The sequence below is a fragment of the Pantoea sp. SGAir0215 genome, from assembly GCF_043543215.1.
In genome coordinates this window covers 2,416,767-2,433,461 of record NZ_CP028031.1, presented here as the reverse complement: position 1 = coordinate 2,433,461, position 16,695 = coordinate 2,416,767, and the positions used below count along the sequence as shown (strand labels likewise).

The following is a 16,695-nucleotide window of genomic DNA, read 5'->3' as shown; positions in this document are numbered from 1 at the left end:
TGTTCCCCTTATTTATCCCAGCTAAAACGACGCGCCAGCAGCATCAGTCCCTGCTCCAGTAGCAGGCCAACGACGCCAATCAGCAAAATGGCAATCAGGATGTTTTCAACATTGAGGTTGTTCCACTCGTTCCAGATCCAGAAGCCGATCCCCAGGCCGCCTGTCAGCATTTCGGCGGCCACGATCACCAGCCAGGCGATGCCAATCGACAGGCGGACCCCGGTCAGCACCGCTGGCAGAACGGCGGGAAACAGGATGCGGCGCAGGATGGTCCATTCCGACAGTTGCAGCACGCGCGCCACGTTGAGGTAATCCTGGGGAATGCGCTGTACGCCTTCTGCGGTATTGATAATCATCGGCCAGATGGAACAGATAAAAATGGTCCAGCTGGAGGCCGGTTCGGCCCGCTGAAACAGCAGCAGGCCGATAGGCAGCCAGGCCAGCGGGCTGACCGGGCGCAGTAGCGCGATAACCGGATTGAACATGCGTGCTACAAAGGTAAAACGCCCCAGCAGAAAGCCTGCGGGAATCCCCACCAGCGCGGCCAGACCAAAGCCGACAGCCACGCGCTGCAGCGAGGCCAGCACATTCCAGCCGATGCCCTGATCGTTAGGACCGTTGTTATAGAACGGATCGGCGAACAGGACTTTCGCCGCCTCCCAGGTGGCGTACGGGCCGGGAAAGCCTTTGCTGGAAAGCGCCGCGATCTGCCAGATCAGGAGCAGAAGCAGCACACCGCACAGCGCGGGAATGGCACGCTGCAAAAACGGACGCAGGCGCGCAGGTGAACGCATCTTTTTCGGCGTCACCTGAAGAGGCACCACGGTGGCGTGGGTGGGCAGCGTCTCAGGCTGCGCCAGCGAGCGAGTCTGGGTTTTCATCACGACCTCTCTTTATGGTTAATGGCAAAGCTGGCGGCGTAAGCGGCAGGATTCGTGCCATCCCATACCTTGCCGTCCATCAGGGTGCTGCTGCGCATCTCATTGCCGGGCAACGTGACGTTGCCGACAGCGCTGGCAGCCTGTTTGTAGATATCGATCTGGTTGATCTGCTTTGCGACAGCCAGGTAGTCCGGATCCTGGGTCAGCATTCCCCAGCGCTTAAGCTGGGTAAGGAACCACATACCATCGGACAGATACGGGAAACTGACGCTGCCGTCATGGAAGAAGCGCATCGCATGCGGATCCTGCCATTTCTGTCCCAGCCCGTTTTCGTACTGGCCGAGCATGCGGCCTTGCAGAATCTCAGGTTTGGTGTTGATCCAGGCGCGCCCGGCCAGCACCTGCGCCGTTTCGCGGCGGTTATCATCGGAGGCATCGATCCAGCGTGCCGTCTCAAGGACAGCCGCCGTCAGCGCGCGCGCCGTATTGGGGTTCTCTTTCACCCACGCGGCGCGGGTGCCGAGAATTTTTTCGGGATGATCGGGCCAAATCTGCTGACTGGTGACGACGGTAAAACCAATATCGTCGCTGATGGCGCGCTGGTTCCACGGCTCGCCCACACAGAAGCCGCTCATATTGCCAATCTTCATATTCATCACCATCTGCGGCGGCGGCACGACGACGGTGCGCACGTCATCAAACGGATTGATACCGGCATTCGCCAGCCAGTAGTACAGCCACATCGCGTGGGTGCTGGTCGGAAAGGTATGGGCAAAGGTGAGACTGCCTTTGGCCTGGCTGTCGATGGTCTTTTTCAGGCTGGCGGCATCGGTAACCTTCTGCGCTTTCAGCTGGTTCGACAGGGAGATCGCCTGGCCATTGTTATTGAGCGTCATCAGGTTCGCCATCGCATGCTGCGGGCCGGCAACGCCCAGTTGCAGGCCATAGATCAGGCTGTACAAAACGTGTGCCGCATCAAGCTCACCGGAGATCAGCTTGTCGCGGACGGCTGCCCAACTGGCTTCTTTACTGGGCTGTAGCGTCAGACCATATTTTTTGTCAAAGCCTTTCACCGACGCCATGACGACCGGCGCACAGTCGGTCAGCGGAATAAATCCCACCCGCACGGTGGCTTTTTCTGGCGCATCGGAACCCGCCGCCCATACGGCGTTGCGCAATCCCGGCAACAGCCACAGCCCGCCAACGGCGGCGCTGGATAACAGCAGTTGACGACGAGACAGTGAAACTGGCGATTTGCTCATTTTTTGCCACCCTCAGGAAATAAAAAAAGGCGTCCTCTCCACTGCTTTCACAGGGAGATGGACGCCTTTATCCAAAGCACTCGCTTTACCGCCGTTGGCAAAGCAAATGCACACACTCAGTAAGGTAAAGCAAACCGCGTGCCAGCTTTGAAACGGTCCTGCGCGTGGCGCTTCAGGGTTTCCTCTGGCGAGTTTTTAACCGATTTTGCACATTGGTGACGCAGATCACGCACAAGCATTGTGCAGCTAACGCTTTCGAGTTACCTCTTCATCGTGGCGGCCACCGTGACGATCGCCTGAGCGATTTCCGGCAGCCGTTTGTTCTGATCCATCGCGCTTTTACGCAGCCGTTGCCAGGCGTGCTCTTCACTCAACCCATGCTGCTGCATCAGCCAGTTTTTAGCCTGGTCGAGCAGTTTGCGCTCTTCCAGCGTGGCGCGCAGAGTGGCCAGCTCATTGGCCTGATGCTGCAAACGCTGGGACTGCTCCGCGATCAACGACAGCAGCGAGCGACCGAGCTGGGGCGCCAGCCCGTCGCTGTTCAGCGCACCGGACTCGGCAGCCAGCCAGTCCGCCCCGGAGACATATAACGTAAAATTGCAGCCCGACTGTGCCACATGCAGGGGTTCAGCGGCCTGATGCTGTGCCAGTGCGATCGCCTCGCGGCAGCGCGACATCAGCTTGGCTGACAGCTGATCCTCCAGCAGTTTCATTTGATCGATACGCTGTGACAGCAGTGAAAACCAGTGCGGTGCGCCGCTGTCATCCCGCCGCCCGTCGGTACAGGCAATGCGCCGCAGTCGTTCAATCTCGCGACTGGCCTGCGCCAGCGGCTGCCAGTGATGCAAAACCGCCTCATCGGCAAACTGCTGGAACGTCGAAAAACTTTGCTCCTGTGCTTCAATTAAGGCCACCATGGCGCTGCGCTGCTCTGCGCTGAACTGGCCGGCGGCAAAGCCGGCCGCTCCCAGAGCGCGTTCCTGTCCCGCCAGCTCTTTGCCCTGCATAAAGCTGAACAGCGCAATGAGCGCGCGGGTAATGTCAGGATGGCTGGCGGTGTCGGCGGCTTCAAAGACCAGGTTCAGTAAGCTACGGATAATTGTGTTGAATGCCGCAACGGCCTGCGCGTGCGCAATCTGTTGTTGCGTAATCTGCTGGCGCAACGCCGGTAACCCGGCCAGGGCCTGCAGCGCGGCGGCGATCAGGTTACAGAACCGGCTGTATCCCGGCTGGGCTTCGGCTTTGGGTAAGGCCTGGCAAAAATCCCGTTGGCAGCGCGCCACATCCTGCTCACTGGCGAGCCGCTGCTCACCGTAAAGCCGGCCTTCAGAACAAATCCACAGAGTGCTCGCCCCCCGCTCACGCTGAAGCTGATGCACCAGTTCGCTGACGGTGGTAATGAGTTTACCGGTCTGGCGAAGGCGTTGCAGGCTGGCAATATCGCTTTGCCGTGAGGCCTGCACCCAGCTCAGTGCGTCATCCATTGCTCACCCCCTTTTCGTACAAAAAAGGAGTCAAGCAAAAGCCGTGCCGTCTTTTCTTAGCCTGACGGCTTGTGCCGCACGTTCCGCCCTTTCCGTTTCTCACTGCGGTGTAAAGTGGTTAACGCGGCTTATTCTTTTACCCAGGCCGCCGGGCCGTGGCAGGGATCGGATCACCCGCTTTTTTGAGGCGAAATGTCGCGAGTAATGCGCCCGATACTGCCCCGGAGGCGCCATCCCTGAAGCCCCTGCACAAGGAACGGGCTAAACGGCCATTACCATGCTATATCATTGGGTGCAATGGTTTGAATTCTCAAAAGTCTTAGGTAGACTGAGCGCTGTAAAGAGTGACCATGAGCGGCCTTGTCTCTGAACAGATCACCTGCCCGGCTGTGCGCCTCCCGATGAGGAGGCGCGATACGTGTGATAAACATCGTGCAGGCAGAGACACTGACGTGAGGAAAAGGGTGAAAAATCATTTAGCGTTTTGCCCGTTAGCTGCACATTTTTTGTCCGGCAGCAAAACGCCCCCTCCTCGGTCAATGCCGATTCGCCGGTGACGTGCAGTGGAACGCGCGCGCCCTGTTCGGGACATGCCCACCGCCCTTGCCTGAGTCAGGCCGCGCGGGCAAAGGCTCAACACAGCCCCGGTCCACCCTGACGTTGCCGATACGGATATGCCATTGCGGTGATGTCCGCGGGCAGGCTCCCGGCGAGGTTGAGCTGACCACCGGTGTGAACCATCGTCCTGACGGTGACACGCGAGGCAGCACGCATTTGCATGGCCAGATAACTTAACCCCTGTGCGTTGACGTGGGTGGCGACAGCAGACACTGCGGTCCTGTCACGACGGCAACCTGGATCATGAACTGATGAAATTTAACCCCTGCCGTCCTGCGCATGCTGCCGGACGCGCAACGCAACGCGGGAAGTACACACAGCCATGAGCGTGGAATCTTCACCGCGTGAGGTGACGACCTCTGGTCGCGAAAATTTGTTACTTAAAGCGGCCGCGCCTCTGCTGAATGCGGTGGTGCAAATTCGTCAGGCTGCTACCCACGATGACCCGGCAGGTTTACGTCAGTCTCTGATTGATGAAATCCGCCTGTTTGAACAACGCTGCAAGCAGGCAGGCCTGCCGTTTGAGATGATCATCGGTGCACGGTACTGTGTGTGCAGTGCCCTGGATGAAGCCGCCGCGCAAACGCCATGGGGCACGCGCGGCGTCTGGTCCGGCAACGGCATGCTGGTGACCTTCCATAATGAAAGCTGGGGCGGCGAAAAGTTCTTCCAGCTGCTTTCACGCATTTCACAAAGCCCTCAGCAGCACCTTTGGCTGCTGGAAATTATTCATTACTGCCTGCTGCTGGGTTATGAAGGGCGTTACCGGGGCAGTGAAAAAGGCCGGGCGCAGTGCGACAGCCTGCGGGCAAGGTTAAAAGCGCTGATCGACGAAACCCGTGCGCAGCAAACCACGGAGTCCACGCCGCTGGTGCAGGTACATCCGCTGGTTAATACGCTGGCCCGTCCGATGGTGCCACTCTGGGCCTGTGCCATGCTGGTCGCCCTGATCGGCTGCCTGATTTACAGCGGACTCAACTGGCGGCTCGGCAACGCGGCTGAGCCTCTGCTGCGCAGTCTGTATAATATGCCGTTGCCACAAATCATGATGAATCGTCGCCCTTCTTCGCCACAGGCGCTGCTCGACTTACGTCAGCGGTTAAATGACGTGATCGCCGCCGGCCAGCTCGAAGTCAGCGACGGTGCGTTTGGCAGCAAAGTGATTATCCCGGCAGACAAGCTGTTTGCCGAACAGGGCACGGTGATTAATCCGGTGGGCCGGGCGCTTCTGGCGCGCGTCTCCGCAGCGATGAAAGACGTCAAAGGCACCATTCTGGTGTCGGTGTTTACCGACGATCAGCCTGTTGACGGCAGTCGGTTTGCCTCAAACTATGAATTCTCTTTCGCCCGTGCCCGTGCGATTAGCCAGTTACTGCAGGTGCAACTGGCCGATTCACACGTGCTCCGGTCAGAAGGCCGCGGCGACAGCGATCCGCTGCTGCCCAACGACAGCAGCGAGAACCGTACCCGTAATCGCCGTGTTGAAATTACGCTGTTTGCCGCACCTGAAACACTGAGTACTCACCAAGGAACACCCTGATGCGCGCTTCTTTCCGCTTATTCTTAACGCATCGGCTGCTGTGGAGCTTTATTGGCGTCACGGCACTGAGTTGCCTGCTGTGGATGCTGGGACCGCTTATCGCGTGGAATGAAACCCGCCCGCTTGAACCCGCGCTACACCGCAAGATTGTGGTCAGTCTGCTTTATCTTCTCTGGATTGGTTTCCAGCTGATTCCTGCGCTGTACCGTGCCTGGTTCAACAGTCGCCTGCTTGACCGGTTGCAGGTCGCAGAGAGCGACGATCCGGCGGAACGGCAGGCCACTGAGGCGCTGCTCAGCCAGCGCTTTAGTGAGGCGGCCATGCGCCTCAAGCGCACCCATTTTGGCCGACGCCAGGGCAGCCTGTGGGCACGGATTAACGCCAATTACCTCTATCAGCTTCCCTGGTATCTGATGATTGGTGCGCCGGGTGCCGGTAAAACCACCGCTCTGCTCAATGCCGGCCTGAAATTTCCCCTGACCGATACGTTCGGCAACGAGGCCGTTCGCGGCGTCGGCGGTACCCGGCACTGCGACTGGTGGTTCACCGACAGCGCCGTGCTGATCGATACCGCCGGGCGCTATGCGTTACAGGAAAGCCAGCGGGCACGCGATGCCAGCGAGTGGCAGAGTTTTATCAATCTGCTGAAGCGCTATCGGGCGCGGCAGCCGATCAACGGCGTCATCCTGACCATCAGCGTCGCGGATTTACTCAGCGATTCGGCTGAGGCGCGTTACGAACAGGCGAACGCCCTGCGCGAACGGCTGAACGAACTGCATCAGCACACCGGTATTCATTTTCCCGTCTATGTCATGGTGACCAAAACCGACCTGCTGAAAGGCTTTATGAGTTATTTCGGCAGCATGGAGAAGGCCCGCCGCGATGCTATCTGGGGCTTCACGTTTCCCTGGGAAGCCGGTAAGCCACACAAGCAGGACTGGCATCTTCACTTCGAGGGGCAGTTTACGCAGTTAGAACAGCAACTGCAGCAGCAACTGGCCGGGCAAATGACCCATGAGCGCGACCTCAATGAGCGGGCAGAATGTTTTCTGTTTCCGCAGGAGTTTGCTTCGCTGCGTCCCCTGCTCAGCGAATACCTGGACAGCATTTTTTCCCCGCGTTCTGAGACCGTGGCCTGGAATCCTCGTGGGCTGTTCTTTACCAGCGGTACACAGGAAGGTTTGCCTTTTGACCGCGTGATGGGCGAGCTGAGCCGCAAACTGCAACTGCGTCAGGCGGGGGCTCACTCGATTGCCGCCTGGGATCGGGTCAACCGCAACAGCCCTATTCCCGGCAATAAAGGCCAGAGCTTTTTTATTCGTGATTTGCTGAGCAATCTGGTGTTTAAAGAAAGTGGCCTGGCGGGCAGCAATCGTCGCTGGGAATACCGTAATCAGCTCCTGCACTGGATTGGCTACGGTATGCTGGCCGGGGCGCTGGTGATCATGAGCGGACTGTGGTTGATCAGCTACTATCAGAACCAGCATTATCTGCAGCAGGTTACCGCGCGCGTACCGGCAATTTCTGCACAAAGTCAGCAAGTGATACATCAGCCCGCTGATAATATTTTTGATCTGCTACCCTTTCTGAATAACCTGGTGAAGTTACCGGTGTCCGACCAGTTTTCTCTCGATAATCCGCCGCTTACTATGCGGGCAGGCTTATATCGTGGCAATCAGGTCAGCGATGCCGCCTGGGCGCTTTATCAAAATGCGCTTAAGTCTTTACTGCTGCCCCGGGTCGCTCAGCAGATCACCAACCTGCTGCGTAACGATCCCGGTGATGACAATGAATACAGTCGTAATGCGCTCCGCGCTTATCAGATGCTGTATCAGCCCAGAAACTACGATGGGGAATTTCTACGGGCCTGGCTACTGCAAAATCTGCAGCGTTCGTTACCTGAAAAGGTCAGCGCGCGGGATCTGCAGCAGCTTGACTGGCACTTAAGCCAGCTACTCGATCAGCAAATTCAGTCTTCACCTTATGCGCGTGACAATGCGCTGATGATGCGCAAGCTGGCTGATAATTTGAACAATGCGGGGCGCGGCGGCGCGGTACTGGCGATTGCCCCCGCGAAGGCACAGCGCCCGACAACGCATAATCCATAATGGCGAGGTGAACATGTCTGTATCTCTGGCCCCTGGCTGGTTTGGCAAACTGCCCTCAACAGGGGACTTTATACATCATCGGCTCACTGAACAGGTCATCACGCCGTGGAATCACTGGTTTCAGCAGGGCCTCATTCACTGGCATCAGCAGGACGCGGCCGTGAGCGCCGATTTTCTGCGCGCGCCGGTGTGGAATTTTGTGTTACCGATCACGCCAACGCGTCAGCAGGTACAGATGGGCTGCCTGTTACCGTCATGCGATCGTGTGGGGCGCGCCTGGCCGCTGCTGGCCTTGCTGAGCTTTCCGCTCAGTCAGTGGCATCCGGCACAGTTAACGATCTCGGGAGACTGGTATCAGGATTTGGGGGCCACGCTGCTGAATGCCGTGACTCACGGCCTGAGCCCGGACCAGCTCGATCAGCACATCCAGGCCCTGGCTCCGCTGATGGTCCCGGTCCAGCAGCCGTCAGATATTATGGATGTAATCGGTTTCGCGGACCTGCCCTGCACGCTGAGCTGGCAGGACGTCGCCGAACATTTCGACCCGCAGCAACACATAAGTTACTGGTGGAGCAACCGCAGTGACGGTTTCGTACATGCGACACACAAGCATAGCGGTACCCTCACGGCAGAACTGTTCTCATTACTGTTTAATCCGGCAGCAGGTGCACAGCCGGGACGCAACGGCCTCTATCCACCGATGTTCGAGTGAGACGTTGCCTTTGTCCTTCATAACGGGATAGCTCATGCAATTTACCATCGTTCAATGCACGTCTGATGTGCCGGTGAAAACCGTCACGTTTCATCCGCCGGGCGGCACGATCGGCCGCAGTCAGGATAACGATTTGGTGTTACCGGATGAAGCCCGTTCTATTTCTCGTCTGCAGGCGCTGGTGCACCTGTCCTGTAACGGGGAGTGCCGCCTGACTAATCAGGGCAGCGTGACACCGGTCGAACACAACGGTGTGCCGCTCAGCCGGGGGATGCAGGTGAGCCTGAAACACGGGGATGCTCTGCGCATTGGCGACTATGCCATCGACGTACGTGACCCCGCGGTACAGGGCATCAACAGCGATCCGTTGGCGTTTTTTAGCCATGCGGGCCCGCAGACGAATCCGCTGGATATCCCCGAATTTACTGAAGTCGAAGAGGTCGCTCAGGAACCTGTCGCCAGACGCCACGACCACCGGGGCGATGCCAGACTGGCCATTGAGCCCCAGGCCGGTGAGCCCCGATATGCGCCCTCGCCCGCCGCACACGATCACGACAACCTGGTCGCGGCGCTGCTTGACGGTATGGGACTAAGCAACGGCCACAATACGGTGATTAACGAAGAACAGATGCGGACCACTGGCCGCATGTTAAGTCTGTTTTCGCAGGGCACGGTGGCATTGCTGTCGTCGCGCTCTATCCTTAAACGGGGCGTCAAAGCGGAAATGACGATGATCCTGAACGAAGCAAATAACCCGTTCAAGATTCTGCCCTCGGGCAAAACCGTATTGATGCAGATGTACCAGAGCCAGATGCCGGGCTTTATGCAGCCTGAACAGGCGGTACGGGATGCGCTGGTGGATCTGCAGGCACATCAGTTGGGCATGATCGCCGGGATCCGCGCCATCATCGCCGCCATGTTGCAGTCGTTTAATCCGCAGGGGCTGGAGGAGCAGGCGAAGTCAGACGGTGCCGTGTCAAAAGTCCCGTTTACGCCTTATCAAAAAGCCGCACTGTGGGACTATTTCACTCGCCGCTATCAGCGCACTGCGGGTGAAATCGAAGACGATTTCCATACGCTGTTTGGTGAAGCTTTCCTTCATGCTTACGACATGGAGGTGAATCAGTACAAAGATTCCCAGACGCGTACGGATGATGCATGAATATCGCGTTTGCCCAGCGAAGTCAGCAAGGTCAGCGTGATGAACATGCAGATCGCACCGGTGTGGTACTGGATGCCCATCAGGCCAGCTTCGTGGTATGCGACGGCGTAGCGGGACTGCCCGGTGGGGAACAGGCGGCACAACTGGTATGCGACAGCCTGCTGACTCAGTTGCACACCTGTCCGCACCTTACTCTCGCCTTCACACAGCAGGCGATAGAAACGTGCCGCTCTGTGCTTGAAATCGCACAGGGTAATAATCCGAATTTTGCCACGATGTGCACCACGCTGGCGGGCCTGTTTATCGACCGCACCCGACAGCGCGCATGGTGGGCGCACGCGGGCGACAGCCGGGTTTACCACTTTCGGCATGGCGTGCTCAATGCGGTCACCCGCGACCACAGCCTTGTGCAAAAACTGAGCGAGGCAGGCTATGAAAATACCGGAATTAACAGTAATTTACTTTATAATGCGCTCGGCACAGAACCTGCCCATCCTGTGAGCTTTTCTGACGAAATACTGCTGGAAGACGGCGATGCGTTTTTAGTCTGTAGCGACGGGTTTTGGCTCAATCTGACCACCCGGGAAATGGAGCAGACCTTGCGCATGGTGAATGCCTGTGAAGAGTGGCTGACGTTGATGGAACATGCCGTGAGCCGTGAAGTAAAGAAAGATAATCTGAGTGCGCTGGCCGTGTGGATCGGCGAACCGCAGGAGGCCACGCTGCTTTATTCGCTGGCTGACTCAACCCGTTTTCTGCCCTCTCGTGATGGATGAAAGAAACGCTATGAAAGTGTGGTTGCCCGCTCTGGCTACCTTGTTGATGGCCTTTACTGCGCAGGCAGAAAATTATCGCGTGGTGTACTCACCCAGCCTCGAACTGGAAGTGTATATCGACAACGTTGAAGGCAAAACGCCCGACGACTGGTGCCAGGAGACACTGCCACTGCGTATTGTCTCGGGTAAGAGCCAGAATGCAGAGATCCTTAAATCGTTCCTGCCGCGCGTCGGGACACTGTTAGCGAATCAGTGCAATGAACTGGACGTTCTGCCCTGGCAAATGACCAACAGCCAGGGCAGCGTGCTGGCTTCCGGCAGCGCCAGTAAATTGCAGAACTGGCGTCTGATTGTGAACGCTGATGCCGCCACAAGCAGTAACGTTCCGGTTGTCGCGTCGCGGCCAGCAGACAGCACCCCGTTACAGCATTTTGCGTTACCTGATGGCTGCCGCTTTCGCACCGCATGGGACGAAAACGGATTGTCGATCTTTGTCCCGCAAGGCGGTCGGTTGCGCTGCTCGTCGGAAGGCTGGCTCGAAGGCAACAGTGATATTACCGTCAGTGGACACGGCCAACCGCAGACGCTTGCCGTCACGTTTTACCAGGGTTACCCGATCGCCAGTCTGGCCATTGCCGGTAACGCCCTGCAAATCGTTAGCGTCAATAAACAGCGCATGATTGTGACCCGTGCTGATGCGCCTGACAGCTGGCTGGTGCTGCCTTTCGACGATACGCAACATCTGTGGCGCTTTGAGGGCACCCTTCTGGTCAGAGCGGATAAAGCCACTGCGCAGCAGAATGCCAGCGCCCTGTCTGCACGGCTCGACACGCTGCGTAGCCGGTGGGCAGGCAGTTTACCGTCACAACAGAAAGTGAATGTGTTACTTGTGGACACCTTGCGCGCGGATCAGGTTGATCCCGGCGCAGGTGCCTGGCGTAACATCCATTAATTATCGCGTTGCCTGGCAAGCAGGCCCAGTTCAGAGAGTCCACTATGTCGGCTAATGACAATCAGAAAGCAGTACCGAATGCCTTGCCTGACGGATATCGCTTTAACGAGTTCGAAATCAAAGAAGTGATTGGCGGCGGCGGTTTCGGCATTGTCTATCGCGCATGGGACCATCAACTTGAACGCACCATTGCCATTAAAGAATACATGCCTGTTTCGCTGGCGGTCAGGACGGCGGATATGTCGCTGGAATTGCGCGGTGAACGTTTTCAGAAGCTGTTTAATGCCGGTCTGAACAGCTTTATTCAGGAAGCCCGACTGCTGGCACGCTTCAATCATCCGGGCCTGTTGCATGTCCTGCGCTTCTGGGAACAAAACGGCACCGCCTATATGGGCACACTTTACTACAACGGCATGACGTTGAAAGAGTGGCAGTTAACCAGCCATGAGTCTATCACCGAAGACTGGATTCGCCGCTTACTGCCGCCCTTGCTGGGGGCTATCAATACCATTCATCAGGCTGGCTATCTGCATCGTGATATTTCGCTGGATAATATTCAGATTCAGGAAAATCAACTGCCGGTGCTGCTCGACTTTGGCTCTGCCCGCAAAGAGATAGGCAATCTCTCTGATGAAACCGAAATCATGCTGAAACCGGGTTTTGCCCCCATTGAGCAGTACAGCGAAGAAGGCGAAGGTGAACAAGGCCCGTGGACAGATATCTATGCGCTGGGCGCGGTACTGCACACGCTGATTACCGGCTCCCCGCCGCCGGTCAGCGTGGTGCGCTGCATTGAAGACAACTATCAACCGCTGGTGGTGCGTAAGCCTTCAGGCTATTCGCTGCCGCTGCTGCATGCTATTGACTGTGCGCTATTGATGAAACCGCACGATCGTCCGCAGAGCATCGACATGTTTGCTGCCCTCATTGCCTTACCGGTCAGCGATGTGGAGGCGGTCGTTAACAGTCTGCAACAGCGCAATGACGCGCAAAACCAACTGGACGCAGCCGCGGCCGACACGGTCCCACCGGTGGTCCTGGCGATGAATCACGGGGCGACGATGGCGGAACCGCTGATCGGACGCACGGTGCGTCGTCCGTCACCGGGGCTTCTGGCGCTGGCCGCCGTTGCCGTTATTGCCGTCGGCGCGGTGGTGTGGGTTGAAAACTCGCAAACCGCTTCGGTGCCACAGGTGGCGAAACGCAGTGCTGCACCAGCGACCGGCACAGTGCCCGCGGGCCTTGCGATGGTTTACCTGAAACTGGCCGGTGATGAACAGGTGGTCCTGAACGGTCAGCCCGTGGCCTTGCACGCCAGCAGCAACGGTTTTGCCGTGCTGAACCTGGCGGCAGGCCAGTACCGCATTGATGTGCATGCCGGGAATACGACGCGCAGTCAGTCCGTGGTGATTGACAGACCGGGCACCTGGCTGATTAACCCAACCCAGTGACCGGATGCTGCTGGCCTGGCGGGCGCGGATTACGCCTGTCTTGGCCAGTGCTGCTGCAGTTCACGCACCTGGTGCGCCAGGCGGATCAGATCGTCCTCCTGCATCCCGCGCTTAGTCAGTTCTTCTTCCAGCGAAAACAGGTACTGGGCGTTCGAGCCTAACGGTCCACTGGCCGCGGCGATCAGGGGCGCAACCGCCTGAGGACAGGTATCCGGTTCATAAAGCGGATGACGCGGATCCATAATAAAAACCAGCGCCGTCACGCGGCGTTGATCGTCCAGCACCAGCTCACACCAGGTCGGCAAATAGCAGCCGGTGATCATTTCACGCTTCCACAGTAATGCCAGTTCGTCGTGCAGCCGTGATTCCGGCAGGCGAAATGCCAGTCCCTGCGTGATGCCGCCCTCTTTCAGCGCCAGCATGCGCCCCGGATGGGAAGCCGTGCCGCGCCCGGCTGTGAGGCGTAAGCAAAAGGCTCGGTGCCAGCCGTGCAGCGAGGCCGATGCCACTTCATCGGCTTCAAATACCGGGTTCCACATCAGAGAACCGTAGCCGAAGATCCATACCGGGCTGTGATCGGGCCGACATGCCAGGGTTGCCGCCAGCGACGCCGCGCGCTGTTCACAACTCCACAGTAATGTCTCCTCAATATCACCAAATGATGTTTTACAATCCGCTTTTAATAAAAATTCCCGGGTAAGCAATGCGACCTCCTCGACTTTCACCACGTCCTGTGTAAGACACTCCTCGGTTCTGTTGCGTGAACATTCACAAATTTACGCTGTATTCATTAAACTGACATTAATTATTAACAAAATCAGTTTCAAGTAAGAGTGGGAATATCCGCTAAAAAATAGCCTTTATTTAACTATTAAAAGCGGCAGCTATAACACCTAAAAAAAGTGTTTTACAGCGCGTAAAACGGTAAGGGCTGATGAGTTTCTTCACGGCATTTTGGCATTCAGGATAACCCCTGCTCGCGCAACGTGAAGTAAACATGCGTAACGTGGGCGCGAAAAGAAGCCTGAAACGTGGGCGATCAGAGGGAAGAAATGCGCGTGAGAACGGACATGACGCTGGCAGGACGGGACATATAAACGGGCCTGCTGTTCAGGCCCACAACGCAACACACTATTTTTTGGGATGCCATTTATCGTCATCCCCTTTTTCATAGTCATGTTTCACCGCTGACCAGGCCACTTTATGGGCCACTTCCTCGCGTGATTCATTGCCTCGTCGGTCATCGGGATCCTTATATTGTGACCAGGCATTGTTAAAGGCCTGCTGATAGATATCCTGGGCATGCGCTGGCAGGACGTGCTTAACGCTTTCTGGCAGGTCGCTTCGCTTAGCATAAGGCATCGTTTATCCTCCTCTAACATGATGGTTTATAAGTCTGGCGCAGATAAGCCAAAATGCAAACTGTGGTTTCTGCGCCTCTCCGCTTGTTATTTCTCTGTTCCGGCATTAACGATCACCTTATTGGGATGTATTTTGCAATAATGCGGAAGATTATCGCGAAAGAGGATTTACTTGATGACTGATTTATCTGACAAAAGCGGGAATAAATTTTTATAAACCCCTTTTCAGGCTGAATGTGTGTGAAAGTAAAAAGCGGTAAATTTTCACCTGCTGTTCGATTGAAAAGTTACACTGCCTGACTTATATATTTCCCTGTCAGGGTGGGTAAATGAATTGCCCCTTTTATTCAGCAGCGAGGAGAGTGAATGCCTTTACATGAAAAAACACGTCACAAAGAGTTTTCACTGATACTTCCCCTTATTGCCCTGGGTGTACTCTATTTTTTTGGTGCACAAACCTCACTCCCGCTCGTCGTCGGCATTAATTTACTGGCGCTGGTTGCTATTCTCAGCAGCGCGTTCAGCGTGGTGCGTCATGCGGATGTGCTGGCTCACCGCCTGGGCGAACCCTATGGTTCCCTGATCCTCAGCCTGTCTGTCGTGATTCTGGAAGTCAGCCTGATTTCGGCACTGATGGCCACCGGCGATGCGGCGCCTGCGCTGATGCGCGATACGCTCTACTCAATCATTATGATCGTGACCGGCGGGCTGGTGGGCTTTGCCTTACTGCTGGGCGGCAGAAAGTTTGCGACGCAATACGTGAATCTGGCCGGGGTAAAGCAATACCTGATCGCTATTTTTCCGTTAGCCATCCTGGTGCTGGTGTTTCCGAATGCCTTGCCGGGCGGAAATTTCACCGCTGCGCAAAGTTTACTGATTGCCGCTATTTCTGCCGCGATGTATGGCGTTTTCCTGTTGATTCAGACCAAAACGCACCAGAGCCTGTTTGTCTATGAGCACGAAGATGACAGTGATGATGGCGATCCTCACCACGGTAAACCCTCTGCGCACAGTAGCCTCTGGCACGCCATCTGGCTGATCGTGCATCTGATTGCGGTGATTGCCGTCACCAAGATGAATGCTAACCCGCTGGAGCATCTGCTGACCGACCTCAACGCACCGAAGCAGTTCACCGGCTTCCTGGTGGCGTTACTGATCCTCTCACCGGAAGGTCTGGGTGCCATCCGGGCCGTCCTGATGAACCAGGTACAGCGCGCGATGAACCTGTTCTTTGGCTCAGTGCTGGCCACGATTTCGCTGACCGTACCGGCGGTCTCTATTATTGCGACGCTGACAGGCCAGGAATTGATATTCGGCCTGGAACCGCCGCAGATGGTCATTATGATTGCCTCTCTGATCCTGTGTCAGATTAGCTTCTCAACCGGCAGAACGAATGTGCTGAATGGTGCCGCGCACCTGGCCTTATTTGTCGGCTATCTGATGACCATCATGCTGTAATCTCACAAAACTGAGACGAAAAAAAAGAGCGAGAATTCGCTCTTTTTTCGTCTGCACTGCGGCTTATTTGCTGGTGTCCAGTTCCGGGAAGCTTTTCACCAGATCGTCAATCGCCTTCATCTGCACCAGTAACGGTTCCAGTTTATCCAGCGGTAACGCCGACGGACCGTCGCATTTGGCGTTGTCCGGCTCCGGATGGGCTTCAATAAACAGGCCCGCAATGCCCACCGCCATACCGGCACGCGCCAGTTCGGCCACCTGAGCACGGCGTCCGCCTGATGCGGCACCGAACGGATCGCGCGTTTGCAGCGCGTGCGTCACGTCGAAAATCACCGGCGAGTTATTCGTCACCTTTTTCATGACGTTGAAACCCAGCATATCCACTACCAGGTTGTCGTAGCCAAAGTTACTGCCGCGGTCGCAAAGAATAACCTTGTCGTTTCCGCCTTCGGCAAACTTGTCCACGATGTTGCCCATCTGGCCGGGGCTGACAAACTGGGGCTTCTTGACGTTAATCACCGCGCCCGTTTTCGCCATCGCCTCAACCAGGTCGGTCTGACGCGCCAGGAAGGCCGGCAGCTGAATCACATCAACAACATCCGCCACAGGCTGAGCCTGCGCCGCTTCGTGCACATCGGTAATGATTTTCACGCCAAAGGCCTGCTTCAGGGCCTGGAAAATCTTCATGCCCTCTTCCAGGCCGGGGCCACGGTAAGAGTGGATGGAGGAGCGGTTGGCTTTGTCAAAAGACGCTTTGAAAACGTAAGGAATGCCGAGTTTGTCGGTCACGTTTACATAGTGCTCGCAGATGCGCATCGCGAGGTCGTAGGATTCCAGCACGTTCATGCCGCCGAAGAGAACAAATGGCAGATCGTTTGCGACCCTGATATCACCAATACTGACAACTTTCTGTGTCATGCCCTTTCCTTA

At 56.7% G+C, this 16,695-nt stretch carries 15 protein-coding genes; 8 read left to right on the top strand and 7 right to left on the bottom strand.

Annotation, left to right across the window (positions count from 1 at the left end; all coding sequences use genetic code 11):
• Positions 1-8: 8 nt before the first annotated feature.
• From ntrB to C1N64_RS11415, 4 genes are all read right to left on the bottom strand, one after another.
• Positions 9-881: a nitrate ABC transporter permease gene (gene ntrB / locus C1N64_RS11430; RefSeq protein ID WP_006118920.1), complete on the bottom strand. Its 873-nt coding sequence runs from the start codon at positions 879-881 to the stop codon at positions 9-11.
• Positions 881-2,143: a CmpA/NrtA family ABC transporter substrate-binding protein gene (locus C1N64_RS11425; protein WP_375123975.1), complete on the bottom strand. Its 1,263-nt coding sequence runs from the start codon at positions 2,141-2,143 to the stop codon at positions 881-883. The genes ntrB and C1N64_RS11425 overlap by 1 nt, the downstream gene beginning before the upstream one ends.
• Before the next feature lie 260 nt (positions 2,144-2,403).
• A complete protein-coding gene (locus C1N64_RS11420) occupies positions 2,404-3,627 on the bottom strand; it encodes a nitrate- and nitrite sensing domain-containing protein (protein ID WP_375123974.1) in 1,224 nt (407 codons plus the stop codon).
• 633 nt (positions 3,628-4,260) lie between these two features.
• On the bottom strand, positions 4,261-4,458 hold the full coding sequence (locus tag C1N64_RS11415; RefSeq protein ID WP_155489648.1) for a hypothetical protein: 198 nt from the start codon (positions 4,456-4,458) through the stop codon (positions 4,261-4,263).
• A gap of 109 nt (positions 4,459-4,567) precedes the next feature.
• Here C1N64_RS11415 and icmH point away from each other — a divergent pair, with 109 nt between their 5' ends.
• Genes icmH through C1N64_RS11380 form a run of 7 tightly spaced genes read left to right on the top strand, consistent with a single transcriptional unit; the run spans position 4,568 to position 12,946 of the window.
• Positions 4,568-5,785: a type IVB secretion system protein IcmH/DotU gene (gene icmH, locus C1N64_RS11410; RefSeq protein WP_033741082.1), complete on the top strand. Its 1,218-nt coding sequence runs from the start codon at positions 4,568-4,570 to the stop codon at positions 5,783-5,785.
• Positions 5,785-7,893, top strand: coding sequence for a type VI secretion system membrane subunit TssM (tssM, locus tag C1N64_RS11405; RefSeq protein ID WP_033741079.1), 2,109 nt, complete (start codon positions 5,785-5,787; stop codon positions 7,891-7,893). Before icmH ends, tssM begins: the two co-directional genes overlap by 1 nt.
• 13 nt (positions 7,894-7,906) lie before the next feature.
• Positions 7,907-8,605, top strand: a complete 699-nt coding sequence (gene tagF / locus C1N64_RS11400; protein WP_006118915.1) for a type VI secretion system-associated protein TagF — start codon at positions 7,907-7,909, stop codon at positions 8,603-8,605.
• 34 nt (positions 8,606-8,639) lie between these two features.
• A complete protein-coding gene (tagH, locus tag C1N64_RS11395; protein ID WP_033741076.1) occupies positions 8,640-9,767 on the top strand; it encodes a type VI secretion system-associated FHA domain protein TagH in 1,128 nt (375 codons plus the stop codon).
• Complete coding sequence (locus tag C1N64_RS11390) at positions 9,764-10,543, top strand: PP2C family protein-serine/threonine phosphatase (RefSeq protein WP_006118913.1); 780 nt, start codon at positions 9,764-9,766, stop codon at positions 10,541-10,543. The genes tagH and C1N64_RS11390 overlap by 4 nt, the downstream gene beginning before the upstream one ends.
• Positions 10,544-10,553: 10 nt before the next feature.
• Positions 10,554-11,495: a hypothetical protein gene (locus C1N64_RS11385; protein WP_033741071.1), complete on the top strand. Its 942-nt coding sequence runs from the start codon at positions 10,554-10,556 to the stop codon at positions 11,493-11,495.
• A 44-nt stretch (positions 11,496-11,539) separates the two neighbouring features.
• Positions 11,540-12,946, top strand: a complete 1,407-nt coding sequence (locus tag C1N64_RS11380) for a serine/threonine protein kinase (protein WP_375092620.1) — start codon at positions 11,540-11,542, stop codon at positions 12,944-12,946.
• Positions 12,947-12,975: 29 nt separating this feature from the next.
• Here the strand turns inward: C1N64_RS11380 and C1N64_RS11375 are convergent, their stop codons facing one another.
• Positions 12,976-13,650 (bottom strand): gamma-glutamylcyclotransferase, encoded by a 675-nt coding sequence (locus C1N64_RS11375; RefSeq protein ID WP_162835475.1) that lies wholly within the window; start codon positions 13,648-13,650, stop codon positions 12,976-12,978.
• 427 nt (positions 13,651-14,077) lie between these two features.
• Positions 14,078-14,308 (bottom strand): putative cation transport regulator ChaB, encoded by a 231-nt coding sequence (gene chaB, locus C1N64_RS11370; protein ID WP_006118909.1) that lies wholly within the window; start codon positions 14,306-14,308, stop codon positions 14,078-14,080.
• Between the two features lie 365 nt (positions 14,309-14,673).
• On the opposite strand from chaB, the gene chaA reads away from it, so the two are divergent.
• The gene (gene chaA, locus C1N64_RS11365; protein ID WP_006118908.1) at positions 14,674-15,765 is read left to right on the top strand and encodes a sodium-potassium/proton antiporter ChaA; all 1,092 of its coding nucleotides are present in this window, start codon (positions 14,674-14,676) and stop codon (positions 15,763-15,765) included.
• Between the two features lie 63 nt (positions 15,766-15,828).
• Here chaA and kdsA read toward each other — a convergent pair whose 3' ends face one another.
• Positions 15,829-16,683, bottom strand: coding sequence for a 3-deoxy-8-phosphooctulonate synthase (gene kdsA, locus C1N64_RS11360; protein WP_394514815.1), 855 nt, complete (start codon positions 16,681-16,683; stop codon positions 15,829-15,831).
• Positions 16,684-16,695: the final 12 nt, after the last annotated feature.

Coding starts and splice junctions, on each gene's coding strand:
- tssM (WP_033741079.1), top strand. CDS start 5,785: ATGCGCGCTTCTTTCCGCTTATTCTTAACGCATCGGCTGCTGTGGAGC.
- kdsA (WP_394514815.1), bottom strand. CDS start 16,683: ATGACACAGAAAGTTGTCAGTATTGGTGATATCAGGGTCGCAAACGAT.
- tagH (WP_033741076.1), top strand. CDS start 8,640: ATGCAATTTACCATCGTTCAATGCACGTCTGATGTGCCGGTGAAAACC.
- C1N64_RS11420 (WP_375123974.1), bottom strand. CDS start 3,627: ATGGATGACGCACTGAGCTGGGTGCAGGCCTCACGGCAAAGCGATATT.
- chaA (WP_006118908.1), top strand. CDS start 14,674: ATGCCTTTACATGAAAAAACACGTCACAAAGAGTTTTCACTGATACTT.
- icmH (WP_033741082.1), top strand. CDS start 4,568: ATGAGCGTGGAATCTTCACCGCGTGAGGTGACGACCTCTGGTCGCGAA.
- C1N64_RS11385 (WP_033741071.1), top strand. CDS start 10,554: ATGAAAGTGTGGTTGCCCGCTCTGGCTACCTTGTTGATGGCCTTTACT.
- chaB (WP_006118909.1), bottom strand. CDS start 14,308: ATGCCTTATGCTAAGCGAAGCGACCTGCCAGAAAGCGTTAAGCACGTC.
- tagF (WP_006118915.1), top strand. CDS start 7,907: ATGTCTGTATCTCTGGCCCCTGGCTGGTTTGGCAAACTGCCCTCAACA.
- C1N64_RS11425 (WP_375123975.1), bottom strand. CDS start 2,143: ATGAGCAAATCGCCAGTTTCACTGTCTCGTCGTCAACTGCTGTTATCC.
- C1N64_RS11380 (WP_375092620.1), top strand. CDS start 11,540: ATGTCGGCTAATGACAATCAGAAAGCAGTACCGAATGCCTTGCCTGAC.
- ntrB (WP_006118920.1), bottom strand. CDS start 881: ATGAAAACCCAGACTCGCTCGCTGGCGCAGCCTGAGACGCTGCCCACC.
- C1N64_RS11390 (WP_006118913.1), top strand. CDS start 9,764: ATGAATATCGCGTTTGCCCAGCGAAGTCAGCAAGGTCAGCGTGATGAA.